Here is a 14,878-nt window from a genome sequence, read left to right on the forward strand (position 1 = left end):
GAGTGGCCAATGGGGGGGACTGCTCCAGGGCAATTTCGTAGTCAGCAACGGCTTCAGCCAGGCGGCCATCATAAAAAAGGAGGAGGGCGCGTTGCGATCGCACCTCTCCATTCTGTCCATACCCCGGCTGCTCCAACAGCGTAGTCAGCGCATCAATGCCAACCGTCCGCCATTCAGGGCGATAGCTCCCCAAAAAGCCCAACGTTTCCAGCGCTTCAATATTAGTTGGATCAAGCACTGTCAAACGACGAAATTCTTCAAATGCATTGGCATCCTGACCTAACTTGAGATAGGACCGAGCCACCCCTAACTGAGCTGGAACAGAGTCTGGATACTGCTGTACCGCCTGTAGAAACTTTTCAAGGGCCTGATCAGTCCAGCCTTTCTCAAATAGGTCATACCCTTCTTGCACTAAGGCAGGTTCATTATTTAAGTCCGGCAATTGGGCATTGGGCAATTGGGCCAACACCGGCTGAGCCAACATCAGTGGCGTAGCAGCCAGTAAATTAAAACCGAGGCATAGACCTAAAGTGCAACGATACCAGTTCATAACAATAAGGGTTCCTATATTTCTTCGGGAATGGCGTTCTGCCTACACATCAATCAAAAAGGAGGGCAAAAAAGAAGGGTGGGCGGCCCACCCGATCAGAATCAATCCAAAAGCTCCAATAAATCCCAATCGGCACGAACACGGACACCAAACACCGCATCAGAGAATTCATCCCGCAGCTGCAAACTAACAGCGGCTCTAGCATTGGGGGCGAGTCGTATGTCGTAAAACGTTTCTAAAACATCAGGACGATCTCCCTGACGTCGATCGTTATCGCTAAGGTCACGACCATAGCCGATGCCAAAACGGTCATCTTCCATGAACAGGTCTAGGAAATTAACACCAAAACTGTAGGTATTGCCTGAAATATCTAAATCAGTGTTCCTGTGATGACCATAGCGACCAAACAGTCCGGCATTGAGCTGAGGAATAAACCACTCGGCATTGATGCCGTAGGACTCTTCACGATCCCCCTCCTGGGGGCCAAAAATGCCATTGCGGTTGAGCTGAAAACTCTCAGGGATACCATCACGATCACCGTTATCAGTGGCTGTCACATAGGTACCACGCACAATAAAATTACCGACATTAATACCCAATTCACCAGCAAAGGCATCAAAGTTCAAGTCATCAAATCCACCGGACGAAAATGTTGCCGCCTTGAGAATAATTTCATCAATGGGCCGCCAATGAATCAGTGCTGCTGGTTGGGACTCAAGCTGTGTTGCCGCGAGGGCAGGATTCGTCTGAAAAACAGGATTAATGAAATGGGTCAGACTATCTTTAGCAAAGCTATTACGATCAAAAAAGGACGTCAGCTCAATGAGCCCAGCAGCTCCTCGCAGACTGGGCAAATTTGTTGGAGACGCAACGACATAAAGTTCGCTGACGTTAAAACCAGTGGAATCCGTGTCTGAGAATGCATCGCCAGTGGATAAGTCAACGGCCCCCACAAACGCAACGTTAGATTCCAAGAAGTAGTGACCATAGACACGCGCTCGGGCAGAAAAATCACCATCTTCTACAATCGTAGCGGTTTGAAGTTTGAGAGACGGTGGTGTGAGGGGCCCTTCGACGTCGACATCTTCTCCAGTGACTGCATCATCGATTTCTGGCTCCGTATTCGAGAGAGGTGCAAGCACGCCCTCTTCAGACGCTTCAACAGAGGTTTCATCAAAGAAAAATGGGTCTGCGGGCTCCGCTAGATCACTGGCATTTTCCTGGGCCAAAAGAATCTGCTCAGCTTCAGCCCCATTGGTAGCCTCAGCCGTTTCGTCGTCCTCCTCCTCAGACGCTTCCTCTTCCTTAGATGCTTCGTCTGGAGTAGATTCCGGTAGTGACGTCACCAGGGTAATCTCTTCTGTCTCCGCTGTCTCCGGCAGTGCTTCTACAGGTAAGGCCATCACTGGAGCTGCAATTACCGCCATGGCTATCCATACCATCCAAGACACCAGCGGCAGTGCTTGAAAATTCCTAGCGATATCCCTCATAGTCCTTTCCAATAAGTGTTCCTATTTAAGAATTTTGGGCGTTGCTAACCCTTGGAATCAGTAAATCTGTAATGCCATGGGCAAAACAGACAAAACCATCCCACAAAACCAACAACAGCTTTTTAGATAGTTTTTTTAACCCTGATATCGGTGACAGATTAAACATCTAGGGCCACATCGGTATTCACCCCATAGTTATCCCATCGGGTCAAATCATCTTTAATACCCTGGAATATCAAGATGCTTAATTCGCCATCTTGTTCCAAAACTAGTGTGAACTCTCTGTTTGGGCTTGTAGTTCTTAGTTAAAGACAAATCACCTTTATCAGTTCTTTACAAAGTCTTTGAACGCGTCCCCAGGAAAACTCCGGTTTTGCCATGAGTTCGCCCAATGTATCTTGCGTATCTTGGTCAGACGCGTGAATAAACGTTGACTAACAATAATTGGTCCAACCTAGGGCTTACTTTAGATAAAGCAAGATCAGCAAAAATATAGAAACATACCGTGGGCCAAACCGTTAGCTTGGACAAAACCAATCCTGCAACCATTCAGGATCGCAAAGCGGATCATCTGCGCATTTGCCTCGAAGATGATGTGCAATGTCATCAGATCACCACTGGTCTAGAAAACTATCGCTTTATCCACTGTGGTCTACCTGAGTTGAATTATGACCAGGTGGATATTAGCACCACATTCCTGGGTAAACAGCTGGCCACACCGTTACTCATTTCCTCCATGACCGGTGGCACAGAACAGGCTCGGGTCATTAATCAACGCCTGGCTGTCGCCGCCCAGAAATTTGGCTTAGCCATGGGGGTAGGTTCTCAGCGCGTGGCCGTGGAAAAACCAGAATTAGCGCCCACGTTTAATATCCGTCGATATGCGCCGAGTGCTCTACTTCTGGCTAATCTGGGGGCGGTGCAGTTGAACTATAGCTATGGGCTAGAACACTGTCAGCGGGTGGTGGATTGGTTAGAAGCCGACGCCCTGATTTTGCATCTAAATCCACTTCAAGAATGTGTGCAGACCCGGGGTGACACTGACTTTAGCGGTCTGCTGGTTAAAATTGAGACTCTCTGCGCAAAGCTGCCGGTGCCGGTCATTGCTAAAGAAGTGGGCAACGGTATTTCTGGCGGTTTGGCGAAAAAGCTTATTGATATAGGTATCTCGGCCATTGATACCGCTGGGGCTGGTGGCACATCCTGGGCCAGGGTAGAAAGTGAGCGGGCTCAGGATATTAAACAACGTCGCCTGGGGCAAACCTTTGCGGACTGGGGTATACCCACGGCTGATTGCATTGTGAGTGTGCGTGCGATCGCACCCCAAATCCCCCTGATTGCCTCTGGCGGACTACGCAACGGTCTAGATGTGGCTAAAACCTTAGCCCTGGGTGCTGACATTGCCGGCATGGCCTTACCATTCCTCAAAGCAGCTGACAATTCCGAAGAAGCCCTGGACACCCTGGCCGATATCCTGATAGCCGAACTTAAGACTGCACTGTTTTGTACGGGTCAAGGGAATCTTAAAGACCTGAAACACAGTCAAGTTCTACAGCGCATACCATAGAGTAATCTGCGTTGAGTCAGATTTTCCAAACCCAGATTTTCCAAACGTTGCCCACATCCCACCATGCGAGACTTTTTTAAATATATGGCAGCTAGTGCCATTGGCACTTTAGTTGGTCTATTCAGTTTAATTGCCCTACTGGGTGTGGGCGCAATCGGGCTGGCAGGCTTGTTTATCACCTCCGCGTCCAGTGACACAGAACCTGAGGTTGAGAAAAATTCGATCTTAGTTTTTGACCTGGCCACCGACATTGTGGATGCAGTGCCCTATTCAGGAGCCAGTGTCGTACTCGAAGAAACGCTTTACGGCAACCCCTATCGGTCCATGTCTCTGCATAGCGCCCTAGAAGCCATTGAGGCTGCTGCCACCGACAACAATATCACTGGCATTTACCTCACTGGCAATACCAATGCTGGGCTGGGCACATTAAAAGAGATCCGGGCCGCCCTGGAAAAATTTAAAGCCGACTCCGGTAAACCGGTTTTGGCAAACAACTCTGTCTGGAGCGAGCGGGACTACTATCTTGCTTCGGTAGCCGATTCTCTATATCTAAACCCGGCAGGCATTCTTGAGCTCAATGGTTTTCGAGCTGAGATTCAGTTTCTAGCTGGCGCTCTAAGCAAATATGGAGTAGGCGTGCAAGTGTTGCGAGCTGGCCGTTACAAATCTGCCATCGAGCCATTTACCCGTACCACCAGTAGCCCAGAAGAGAAGCAACAGACCCAAGCACTGCTAACTGACCTATGGCAAGAGTTTTTAACCACCGCCAGTGAAGCTAGAGAAACCACACCGAAATCCATTCAGGCAATTGCTGAGAACCAAGGCTTACTGCCCGCCGCCGAAGCCCAGACAGCTGGACTGATTGATAATGTCGCTTTTTATGACGATGTGCTGAGTGAGCTGAGGGCATTAACTAAGCAAACCGATGAAAAATGGGTTGAGGATGAAGATGATTTCACTCAGATTAGCCTTCATCGCTACAGCCAGACCCTAAGCCCTGATATTGGCAAGGATACCATTGCTATTGTGTATGCCAGTGGGGAAATTATCGATGGAGAGGGAACCACACCTGGCACCATTACCTCCGGCGGTCTCTCGGATACGCTGCGCCAAGTACGTCATGACAATGATATTGAAGCGGTGGTGCTCCGGGTCAATAGCCCAGGGGGCAGTGCGATCGCATCTGAAATCATTGCCCGTGAAGTGGAACTCTTAGCAGCGGAAAAACCTGTGATTGTCTCCATGGGTAACTATGCCGCTTCAGGGGGCTATATGATTGCGGCCCCTGGCGATCAGATTTTTGCCACCCCCAGCACGGTAACCGGCTCCATTGGAGTATATGGCCTGCGGCTCAATTTCAAAGAAATTGCCAACCGCAATGGCGTTACCTGGGATGTAATTAAAACTGCAAAGCTGGCCGATATTAACACCATTAGCCGTCCCCAAAGTGAGGATGAACTGAAGCTGCAACAGGGGTTTGTTAACACCTTATACGACCGTTTTGTGAGTCTGGTGGCAGATGGGCGAGAACTCCCCAAAGAAAAAATCAACCAGGTGGCGCAAGGACGTGTGTGGTCAGGCACCGATGCCCAGAGTGCCAACCTGGTGGACCAAATGGGCGGACTAAATGATGCGATCGCGGCTGCCGCCGAAGCTGCCGAATTGGATGATTGGCACGTGGAAGAACTGCCCAAACCTCCCAGCTTTGAAGAACAACTTTTTGAAAGTCTCTTTGGTGTAGGCGTTGTTACCAGGTTACCCTGGGCTCAGGATCCGATCTCTCAAGAAGCGATGAAACTCAGAGAAGATCTAACATTGTTAAAAACTCTCAACGATCCCCAGGGAGTCTACATGAGACTCCCGTTTACCACCGAGATTGAGTAGATTTTAAACAACGATGTCTAATGTTGTTGTCTAATCGCCCATAACCCACTTCCGACTACCCCAAGGGCAAGCAACAAACTGGGTTCTGATACAGATTTAGCATCAGACTGAGCTAATAGAGTTACGGGCGAACTGCTTAGATCTGTTGTATCTGCCAAACCTGACAGCACTGGCACCGGGGCGGATGTCGCGAAAAGAGGAGTATCTTCTGTGGCGACCTCAGGAGGATGGGATGGGAGGGTGAGATTAGGCAACACATGGGTGGCGATATCTTGCACAATGCGATCATGCAATCTTGTATCGTCGTCTATGGTGCGGTGGGTGATGTTGCGATCGCCAAATAACTCCTCCACATTAATATTCTCAGACCCATTAACGTTGCTTGCTCCCCCTAAATCAAACAGGTCCCAACCTGGCCTAAAAAAGTTAAAGCGGTTACGACGCTGGTAGTAATTAATGCCAGTTTGCACATTAGGGGGCAAAACCTCATCTTCTTGGTCCCTCCCGGTCAGTGGCTCATAGGAATCAATCTGTACCAGCAGATCAATCGGCGAAGGCGACTGATTGGTAGCAGTTCGAATCGCGGACAGGCCTCCGCCACTATAGCCAATTAGACCAATAGCACCAACATCGTCAAACTGGTTAAGAAAGGATATCCCTTGAGCACTGCCCACTTCTTGAAAGTTAAAGATATTCCCTTCGTAAGAATCAAAGACTTGAACAGTCAAGTTATGGTCCGGAAAGGCTGTGCTGATACGATTGGCGAGGGTATCCATACCTGATGGGCCAGAATCACCACTTAAAGGGCCCAGTAAGCCACCTGCCCCTCGAAATAGACCAATGACGGCCCGTTCGCCCAGGGTAAGCTTGGCAGCTTGGGCAGCCGTAGGACTGAGTACTGCAACTGAAATGATCAGCAGGCTGAGCCCAACCCCCTTGGGAGTTACACGCCTGACAGGATCATACTTTTGGGGAGGCTGCGGACCTTCGGGAGGATTTAATCTAAAAAATGCTGATATCGGGCCAGCCCGCCAGCTCGCTTCATCCCCTGAATCAGCAACGGTATTTTGGATCGCCTGCCTGAAGCATTTTGAAAGCCAATGACTCATTTGCCGCACCGGGTAAGTTTTAGCGTGTTGCCATCAACAATAATCCATACAATGTTGGCACAGTCTTTCTGTGCTAACAACATTGCAAGCGTTGATTGAAATTATGGATCGATACTGTCCTCGATACTGAAGGCATCGAAGAAGGTTAAATCCTTGAAATCTTCCATGTCCTGGGCGAATCAATTGATGTTGTGACGGCACCTAAGTCTGCTGTTGCTCCACTCAGTCTCGTTTTAGTGTGGCAGAGCCACAGTAGTCTTCTCCAGGCTGAGCCTGGGAACAAGGAAAGGGGAAGCAGAGCTATGATTAATCTGAACACTGCAAGCTTAAACTGTCACAGCCACCATGCCCTCACCATTTCCAGGGATGGATCCATATCTAGAACAGCCAACATTCTGGTCGTCTTTTCATAGTCGACTAATTGTAGCGATTGCCGATACCCTAGCCCCTCAACTTCGTCCCCACTACTTCATTGAAGTTGAAACCAGAACTTACAAAGATATTCCTGACGATGAGCTACTAGTAGGCATTCCAGATGCAGTAGTTTTAGCCGGTATCGCCCAAAATAATCCGAAGCCACCAGATTCCCCATCAACACCTGGCATAGAAGGACAATTTCAGCCTCAAACCGTTACCCTACCCATGCCAGCGGAAATCAAAGAACGCTATCTAGAGGTGCGTGAAGTCGGTAGTAATGCCGTTATTACAGTGATAGAAGTGCTGTCTCCCAAAAATAAGCGGAAAGGTAAAGGTCGCAATGTCTACGAAGAAAAGCGACAAACCATTTTAGGTAGCGCTTCTCACCTAATTGAAATCGATTTGTTGCGTAGCGACTCTCCAATGCCAATGCAGGGAGCCGTACAACTTGCCCATTACCATGTCTTGGTCAGCAGAGCAGAACAACGCCCTCAAGCAACACTGTATGCAGCCACCATCCGTGATCCATTACCGGAATTTCCAGTACCGCTAAAAGTCGCTAACGAGAAGGTCTTGGTAAACTTGCAAACTATTGTTGCAGGGGTATATGAGCGAGCCAGTTACGATTTACGCATTGACTACTCGCAGCCGTTGCCACCCCCTAGGTTTTCTCAAGCTGACAAAGACTGGATTGCTGCACTGTTAGAGTCGACATAATGCTTGGGTTTCCAAGGCAATACGAGGTTGCGTTTGGTCATCAAACGGTCGATTTAATATGCTTGTATCCAAAAAATCCTTATCTGCCCTCCCCCTAACCTAATTGACAGAACGCAAATCCGCTAATCTGTAAAACTCTGATCCACCACCCTAACAGCAACTGCTTCACCCATTAGAGTTGTCAACGCTAATGTCTGAGCCATCGACATCTGCCCATAGCTAAACACCCAGGGCACATCATCCGTCAGCGACAACTTCTCCAACAAATAAGGACTGCCGTAAACAACCACCGCCTGCAAATCCCCTGCAAGCATCTCCAAATACTTGCGGGCCAACTGAACCACAGGCTCCCCACGCCGAAATGGATTATCCCGCACAAACAACTGCACCAGTGTCGGCAAACCTGTCCTCGGCAACTGTGACGACCGACTATCCAGCAGCGTCAGCCCATAGTCCCATCCCATCGGCTCAGTAATCGCCGGAGCAGTCCTCGATAAATACCGACAATTCAAAACATCGTCTACGAGGATCACATTTTGCCCCGGTCCCTTTGGCCTAAACTCAGCACCACCCCGCCGACTTGATGCTTTCAAAATAGACCTTGCTAGCCCTAACGTCTCAGGCTGTGCCAGCTGCTGCACCTGAGTTACTGGCTCCGCAGGCTCCCAATTATAACAGGACGGCCCAGTCCCCAAAGGCCCCGAAACCTTATACTTAGCTCGCCAAATGCGCTCCACCGATGCCCGAATCTGGTCCTCATCTATGCGACCTACCCGTACTGCTTCGCAAATTGCCTGAATGCAACCCTCCGCATCCGCAGGCATCATGATCACATCTGCCCCCGCTTCCACTGCCAGCACCGCTGCCTCGTACGGGCCATAGGTTTCCGTAATCGCCCCCATCACCATCGCATCGGTGACAATCAACCCATCAAACCCCAGATCCTGACGCAATAGCCCCGTCAAGATTGCTTTAGATAACGTGGCAGGATACTGCTTATCTAAAGCAATCAAACAAATGTGGGCCGTCATCACGCTATCTACGGCCTTACCTGCCCCAGTAAAAATCGCGCCCTTAAATGGCAAGAGTTCCACCCGATCTAACCTGCTTAAATCGTGGTCAATAACTGGCAAACTCAGATGCGAATCGATTGACGTGTCTCCATGGCCCGGAAAATGTTTCGCCGTTGTCAGTACTGGATACTCCTGCGCTCCCTCGATAAATGCTTGGGTCAGTTCAGCAACAATCTCCGGTGTTTCTCCAAACGCCCGTACATTAATTACCGGATTTTCTGGATTATTGTTCACATCCACCACTGGAGCCAATACCCAGTTCAGACCAATGGCCATGGCTTCGCAGGCTGTGCACTGGCCAAACTGATGGGCATAGGTTTTCGCTAGGGATAAATCCGTTCGGGCAATTTCCCCTAAGGCCATGGGTGGTGAAAACCAGGTGGCACCACTAAACCGTTGACCCACACCTTCTTCAATATCCGCTGCCATCAAGAGGGGAATATCCGCCATGGCTTGGAGTGCCTGGCAACGTAGGGCAACTTCAGCACCGCTACCGCCTAGCAGGATGACACCACCTACGCCCAGATCAGTGATGTAGTGTGCTAACTGTTCTTGGTTGGCTTCCCATTGGGGATATGCGATTTCATGATCAAACAGGTGCCCGGTGGTCCGGACCACGATCATCTGGGCGACGAGCTGCTGTAGTGACAGGCTATCTGGGTCGGGGAGAATGGGTTTTAGCATTTACGCCGTAGGGGCATACCGACGTGCACCCTCCGAAATCTAGACAAATTAGACAAATTATCAATATCTGATTTGCACCAATGTGCATTTTTCAAGATCTAGGCAAATTATCAATATCCTGCATTGGGCGCACAGCAGTGCGCTCCTACGGAATCATGCTAATTTGCTTAAATTTGATGAAAATTGTGGTTCTTACAAACCATCCTCATCTTCAACGGCACTGGGTACCACAGTCGGAATACCATTCTCATCAACGCTATTGCGTTCGTGCTTCAACCGGCTCAGTAAGTTGAGCACGTCAGTGCCCTGCTCAATTGAAATATCCTCTTTGAACATAATTTCGGGTGTACGTCTCAAGCGTAACCGCCGCCCCAATGCCCCGCGCACATAGGGTGTGGCTGCTGCTAGGCCTGCCATTGTTTCGGCTTTAGCTTCGTCAGTGCCGTAAATGCTGACAAACACCTTGGCGTGTTGCAAATCACCGGACACATCAACAGCGGTGACACTCACCATACCCGCTCCGACACGGTCATCCTTGATATCGGACACCAGCATCTGACTAATTTCACGCTTAATCGACGCCGATACCTTTGCTACTCGACGACTTGTTGCCATGATTTTCTCCTATTTATGAATGGTGGGGATTTTGAACGTAGGCGATGCCCACTCGTCCACCGATTATTGGGGGGCCTCCTTTGTGGGGAGCCCTATGCTAAACCCAGCATTGCTCTCAGGGTAAAGGTTAGGAACATAAAGCCAGCCACTATAGCACCTACCAAAGCAATTGCAGTCACGCGATTTTCGAACAACGGTAGAAGGGGCTTAACAATGCTGTAGAGTACGCCCAGGGTAAATGTAATAAAATAACGCGGATACCGCGATACATTGGAAAAAAAGTCTTGCATCGTCTAAATTAAGGCTCGGCAGCAGCCCTTGGAGTTAAGCAGCTTATTATAGGCTCTATCTATCCTACCGTAGGTGCTTGCTTCTCCTGAGAGGAAAATTCTTAAGAGTTTATGGTTCAACTATCCTCCCCATCTGTAGCGCTACGTCCATTCTTAAAATGGGCTGGGGGTAAACGGCAGTTAATACCGGAACTACTTAAGTATGCGCCTGATTCCTATGGTCGCTACTATGAACCATTTATCGGCGGTGGGGCATTGCTACTCACCTTGCGGCCTGAACGGGCAACGATTAGCGATCGCAACCAGGAACTGATTAACTGCTACCAGGTGGTCAAAGGCTCCGTCGATGACCTAATTCAAAACCTACAGCAACACCGAAACGAGAAGGCCTATTTCTACGAAGTTCGTAGTTGGGACCGTCAGACTGACTTTATCAATAAAACTGCAACCCAGCGGGCTGCCCGCATTATTTTTCTTAACAAAACTTGTTATAATGGCCTATTCCGGGTCAATTCCAAAGGTCAATTTAATGCCCCCTTTGGTCGCTACAAAAACCCTACCATTGCCGATGAAATCGTTTTAAGAAACGTCAGCGCCTATCTAAATCTGGCCAATGTCACCATCCAAAAAGCAGACTTTGCCGTCGCCGTTGCTGATGCAGGCCCAGATGATTTTGTCTATTTCGACCCGCCCTACGATCCGGTGTCTACCACAGCATCGTTTACGGGTTACTACAGAAACGGCTTTGATCGCGCTGAACAGGAACGATTGAAAGCGGTGGTCGATGACCTCACCATGCGGGGCTGCAAAGTACTGCTGAGCAACGCCTACACAGAATTTATTCAGGACCTGTATCGGGACTATCGCTGCGTACGGGTCAGCGCCACTCGGGCCATTAATTCAAACGCAACAAAGCGCGGCAAGGTAGACGAAATTCTAGTGATGAATTACTGATATCGAAATCCTTTATTCATCCACTTCCGGTAATGGTGGAACGAGCGGCTTAACCTGCCCTAAAATCTGCGGAACTTCGTCTGACACAATTTGCCAAAGGCGAGCATAGTCAATGTCGTCGTACTTGTGAATGATGATATTTCGCAATGCGATCGCACCACTCCAATCAACATCTCCATGGGTCGCTTGAAAATCAGCACTCAAACGATTCGCCGATTCGCCCATAATCTCTAATTGACGCTCTACAGCAGTTTGAAACAGTTCATCGTCTAACAAATCGTCGTAGGTGCGTCCTACTAGAAACCGAGCAATGGCTTCCATCGCTTTTACCATGTCAAGCAACGCAGCATTATTTCGGGCTGTCTCGGTCATTGTGGGCTCACACTCTATCAAGTTCGTAAAATTCCTTTGCTCTGACGGATAAAGCACACAATAGGTGCGCAGTATTTCTGCCCGGCTAAAGGGATTCAGTAGTAACCGTTTTTGGGTTAGGTCCACCTCACGTCTAACTAGCTGGTTCAGTTCCCACTGAACGTTCTCGCTATTTAAATAATCCCCATCGCTATTAAAGACGACCAACACGTCAATATCGCTATCCTCTCGAAAATCTGTTCGGATAGCAGAACCAAATAGCCCCAGTTCCTTAATATGCCAGCGTTGACAAAAATCAATAATTTCAGACTCAGTCAAGTTCAATCTGTCCACCAGCACAGACGGCAAAGCTGAAACTATATTGGTTTTCATACTTCACACCTCTTGCCCCATGGGCTTATTATCACCTCTTTTATTGCCTATGTCCCAGATGGTTACTGCACTATACCTATAGCCACAGACAGGGATAAAATTGGCACCGACTTCATTATGAAACGAGGACCATGGCAGTCTATCGCTGGCAGCAGTATACCTGCGCCTATGAGACACACAATACAGAAAGCACCGAAACGCCTTTGCTTTTAATTCATCCCATTGGTGTGGGGCTAGCGGGCAAATTTTGGCAGCCATTGATCGAACAGTGGCAGGGGAGATCCCTATATGTGCCCGATTTATTGGGTTGTGGCGACAGTGATTTACCCAGTCGTTCCTATAGTCCCCGCGACTGGGCGGAGCAGCTGCATTACTTTATTTCGGAAGTCATTCAACGGCCCGTCATCATTGTGGTGCAGGGGGCGCTGCTACCGGTGGCTCTGGAACTGATGGCAGATCAAACCATGACTCAGTCGGTCGCAGGAGCGGCCCTATCGGGACCACCGGCCTGGCGCTTGATCACTGCACCGACACCGCAGTGGCGACAACGGCTGAACTGGTCGCTATTTAAATCGCCCCTGGGCTGGGGCTTTTATCAATACGCCCGCACTCAAAAATTTCTCAAGTCATTTTCTGAACGACAGCTGTTTGATCGAGCAGAGGATGTCACTGATGTCTGGTTAGCCATGCTCAAGGGCGGCTCGCGGGATATGGGCACTCGCTATGCCGTGTATTCGTTTTTGGCTGGGTTTTGGCGACAGGATTATGGGGCTGCGATCGCAGCCATCCAACAGCCCGTCCTTGTCATCATGGGCAAAACCGCATCCACCATTGACCGAACCGCTCAAGACACAACAGCCCAGCAGCGTCTTGATGACTACACTGACCATTTTCCCAACGCCCGTGGCGTCTTTATTCCAGGACGTAATGTGCTGCCCTATGAATCAACAGCTGAGTTTATTGATGCACTTTTACCCTTCGTGAACGAGCTGTAGACTTGCCAATGCTAGAGCCACTAAAAATCAACGATGGGAGTATCAGAGGTATCGGTATCAGTACTCTGGTCACTGCCATCTGGGGTTTCTGCGTCAGCATCATCCGTTTCATTATCAGGGGCTGTAGAGTCACCACCTTCAGATGGAGTTGCATCCGTCGCCTCCTCTCCATCGGGGGCTGAGCCTTCATTAGTCGGCGGCGTATCACCACTCTCAGCCTCCTCCTCACCCGTCTCATCTGGGGGAGGTGTGGGGCGAATGTTGTCGACAGCCGTTGTCAGGGCATAGTTGAGAGGATTGGGAGAATTAGATACCACCACCACTTCGTAATAACCACTTTGGGGCAACCGTCCTGACCAGGTAGTTTCAGATGAATCAGACAGCAAAAACGGCGTGTCTTGGGTGGGCTCCGGCAAATAGAGAGACATTAACGTACTCTCCTGAGGTGCTTGCAAATTGAGCCGCAAATTTTGCCCGGCTTCCAGATCCAAGACAAATACTTTCCCTTCACCAGGGGTTAGCTGCCCAGTTAACCGTTCTCTAAACGTCCCCGGTTCAAACTCTACCCGTTCCAGGGTGTCGCCAGACTTCAAATCATCCACACCATCTTGAGCCAGGGCATACCATACTTGACCAATGGGCTGATCCAAAATCCCATCGCGTCGCTCTTGAGGAAAAATAGCCGTAAACTTTGCATCGGCCAAATCATCCAGGGCCCGACTGCTGACATTGAGCTGATTTACCGTTCTGCGCCAGCTTTCACGATCGTCAGCTCCATAGGCCCCCAATCCACGTCGCGCTGGCATACTCAAATGCAGCTCCAGCGTATCAAGAGTATCCATCGATAGGTTGTCCCAACGTAGTCGCAACGGAGCATCTTCCATCGACACCGTTAAGGGACGCCCCCGGAGGTTTGGGTACTGCTCATAGAAACGCTGATTTACCCAAAGATTGAGCCAAGCTTCGCCCACACCTAACGATTGACGCCGCTCTAATAGTTCCTGTTTACGAGCACGTTCATCTGGGGTGATCCCATTTTGCACATCCTCAACAGGATCAGGCTGGGATGCTCTTTGCCCAAAAGGCCAGCGCGGGCGGAACCCCAATCCCACCACCAATGCCAGGATCAAACTCGTGATGCCCAGTAACGCTAGCAAGCCAATTGTGGCTTGAATAAACCCGCTTCTATCGCCAGTTTGCTTCATCGGACTAACAGCACTAGGTGTATCTAGCGTCGTTGCCGTTAATGAGGGAGAAACAACCTGAGTTGCCTCGGTGGTGGGATAGACGTCAGCATCGTTGCCACCGACAGAACTACCACCATCAGTGTATATAGGCGGCAGCTCAGTCTCATCAAAGGGTAGATCAGCCTCTGCTGGCATTTCTTGCCCAAACATCTCTCCTTGCAAAGCCTGCATCACCGCAGCAGCAGAAGCATAGCGCTGCACTGGAGATGGAGCCAACATTTTCTTGAGCACCTGATTTAGGGGTTCACCCAGGGTGACAAAACGCTCCCAGTTCCAGACGCCTTCGTAAATGTCAAAAAGTTCTTGAGGTTCTTTTCCAGTGGCCAAAACCACCAGGGTTGCCGCCAGGCCGTATAGATCGCTGGTGGCATCCACCGAGCCAGACTGAAACTGTTCTGGCGGCACATAGCCAGCTTTACCAATGCGGGTCTTATTGGCTGCCGCTGACAGCTCTTGCTCCACAGTTGCGGCGATTTCTTTAACGCTGCCAAAATCAATCAGCACTGGCAGCCCATCCTGGGTGCGTAAAATCAAGTTCTCAG

At 49.7% G+C, this 14,878-nt stretch carries 13 protein-coding genes and 1 pseudogene; 5 read left to right on the forward strand and 9 right to left on the reverse strand.

All coding sequences use genetic code 11. The features are described from left to right. Together DXZ20_RS03570 and DXZ20_RS03575 are read right to left on the reverse strand one after the other, a co-directional pair. A partial coding sequence (locus DXZ20_RS03570) for a tetratricopeptide repeat protein (protein WP_250565582.1) occupies nucleotides 1–550 on the reverse strand: 550 nt, incomplete at its 3' end. 101 nt (nucleotides 551–651) lie between these two features. After that, nucleotides 652–2,040, reverse strand: coding sequence for a carbohydrate porin (locus tag DXZ20_RS03575; protein WP_163696450.1), 1,389 nt, complete (start codon nucleotides 2,038–2,040; stop codon nucleotides 652–654). A gap of 505 nt (nucleotides 2,041–2,545) precedes the next feature. On the opposite strand from DXZ20_RS03575, the gene fni reads away from it, so the two are divergent. Continuing rightward, on the forward strand, nucleotides 2,546–3,607 hold the full coding sequence (gene fni / locus DXZ20_RS03580) for a type 2 isopentenyl-diphosphate Delta-isomerase (protein ID WP_348918536.1): 1,062 nt from the start codon (nucleotides 2,546–2,548) through the stop codon (nucleotides 3,605–3,607). Between the two features lie 63 nt (nucleotides 3,608–3,670). Next, nucleotides 3,671–5,491, forward strand: coding sequence for a signal peptide peptidase SppA (gene sppA / locus DXZ20_RS03585; protein WP_163696453.1), 1,821 nt, complete (start codon nucleotides 3,671–3,673; stop codon nucleotides 5,489–5,491). A gap of 17 nt (nucleotides 5,492–5,508) precedes the next feature. Here sppA and DXZ20_RS03590 read toward each other — a convergent pair whose 3' ends face one another. Continuing rightward, nucleotides 5,509–6,600 carry a hypothetical protein gene (locus DXZ20_RS03590; protein ID WP_163696455.1) on the reverse strand — a complete coding sequence of 364 codons (1,092 nt, stop codon included), beginning with the start codon at nucleotides 6,598–6,600 and terminating at the stop codon, nucleotides 5,509–5,511. Between the two features lie 345 nt (nucleotides 6,601–6,945). Between DXZ20_RS03590 and DXZ20_RS03595 the strand changes: the two genes are divergently transcribed. Next, entirely contained in the window at nucleotides 6,946–7,734 is a 789-nt protein-coding gene (locus DXZ20_RS03595; protein WP_163667906.1) for a DUF4058 family protein, read from the forward strand. On the opposite strand, the pseudogene DXZ20_RS03600 reads toward DXZ20_RS03595, so the two are convergent. From DXZ20_RS03600 to DXZ20_RS03615, 4 genes and pseudogenes are all read right to left on the reverse strand, one after another. Further along, nucleotides 7,732–7,806 (reverse strand): annotated as a pseudogene (locus tag DXZ20_RS03600) (PIN domain-containing protein); the annotation flags it as partial. The gene DXZ20_RS03595 and the pseudogene DXZ20_RS03600 sit on opposite strands and share 3 nt — an antisense overlap. A 50-nt stretch (nucleotides 7,807–7,856) precedes the next feature. Beyond that, on the reverse strand, nucleotides 7,857–9,491 hold the full coding sequence (locus tag DXZ20_RS03605) for a glycoside hydrolase family 3 N-terminal domain-containing protein (protein WP_163696457.1): 1,635 nt from the start codon (nucleotides 9,489–9,491) through the stop codon (nucleotides 7,857–7,859). A 192-nt stretch (nucleotides 9,492–9,683) separates the two neighbouring features. Beyond that, entirely contained in the window at nucleotides 9,684–10,106 is a 423-nt protein-coding gene (gene rbfA / locus DXZ20_RS03610; RefSeq protein ID WP_163667902.1) for a 30S ribosome-binding factor RbfA, read from the reverse strand. A gap of 92 nt (nucleotides 10,107–10,198) precedes the next feature. Beyond that, on the reverse strand, nucleotides 10,199–10,396 hold the full coding sequence (locus tag DXZ20_RS03615) for a DUF751 family protein (protein WP_006515175.1): 198 nt from the start codon (nucleotides 10,394–10,396) through the stop codon (nucleotides 10,199–10,201). Between the two features lie 111 nt (nucleotides 10,397–10,507). On the opposite strand from DXZ20_RS03615, the gene DXZ20_RS03620 reads away from it, so the two are divergent. Continuing rightward, nucleotides 10,508–11,350, forward strand: a complete 843-nt coding sequence (locus DXZ20_RS03620) for a DNA adenine methylase (protein WP_163696458.1) — start codon at nucleotides 10,508–10,510, stop codon at nucleotides 11,348–11,350. A gap of 12 nt (nucleotides 11,351–11,362) precedes the next feature. Here DXZ20_RS03620 and DXZ20_RS03625 read toward each other — a convergent pair whose 3' ends face one another. Continuing rightward, complete coding sequence (locus tag DXZ20_RS03625; RefSeq protein WP_163696460.1) at nucleotides 11,363–12,094, reverse strand: HepT-like ribonuclease domain-containing protein; 732 nt, start codon at nucleotides 12,092–12,094, stop codon at nucleotides 11,363–11,365. Nucleotides 12,095–12,225: 131 nt separating this feature from the next. Here DXZ20_RS03625 and DXZ20_RS03630 point away from each other — a divergent pair, with 131 nt between their 5' ends. Next, complete coding sequence (locus DXZ20_RS03630) at nucleotides 12,226–13,089, forward strand: alpha/beta fold hydrolase (protein ID WP_163696462.1); 864 nt, start codon at nucleotides 12,226–12,228, stop codon at nucleotides 13,087–13,089. Nucleotides 13,090–13,109: 20 nt separating this feature from the next. Here DXZ20_RS03630 and DXZ20_RS03635 read toward each other — a convergent pair. After that, a partial coding sequence (locus DXZ20_RS03635; RefSeq protein WP_163696601.1) for a protein kinase domain-containing protein occupies nucleotides 13,110–14,878 on the reverse strand: 1,769 nt, incomplete at its 5' end.

It is taken from the genome of Adonisia turfae CCMR0081 (assembly GCF_011009555.1).
Taxonomy (GTDB): domain Bacteria; phylum Cyanobacteriota; class Cyanobacteriia; order Phormidesmidales; family Phormidesmidaceae; genus Leptothoe; species Leptothoe turfae.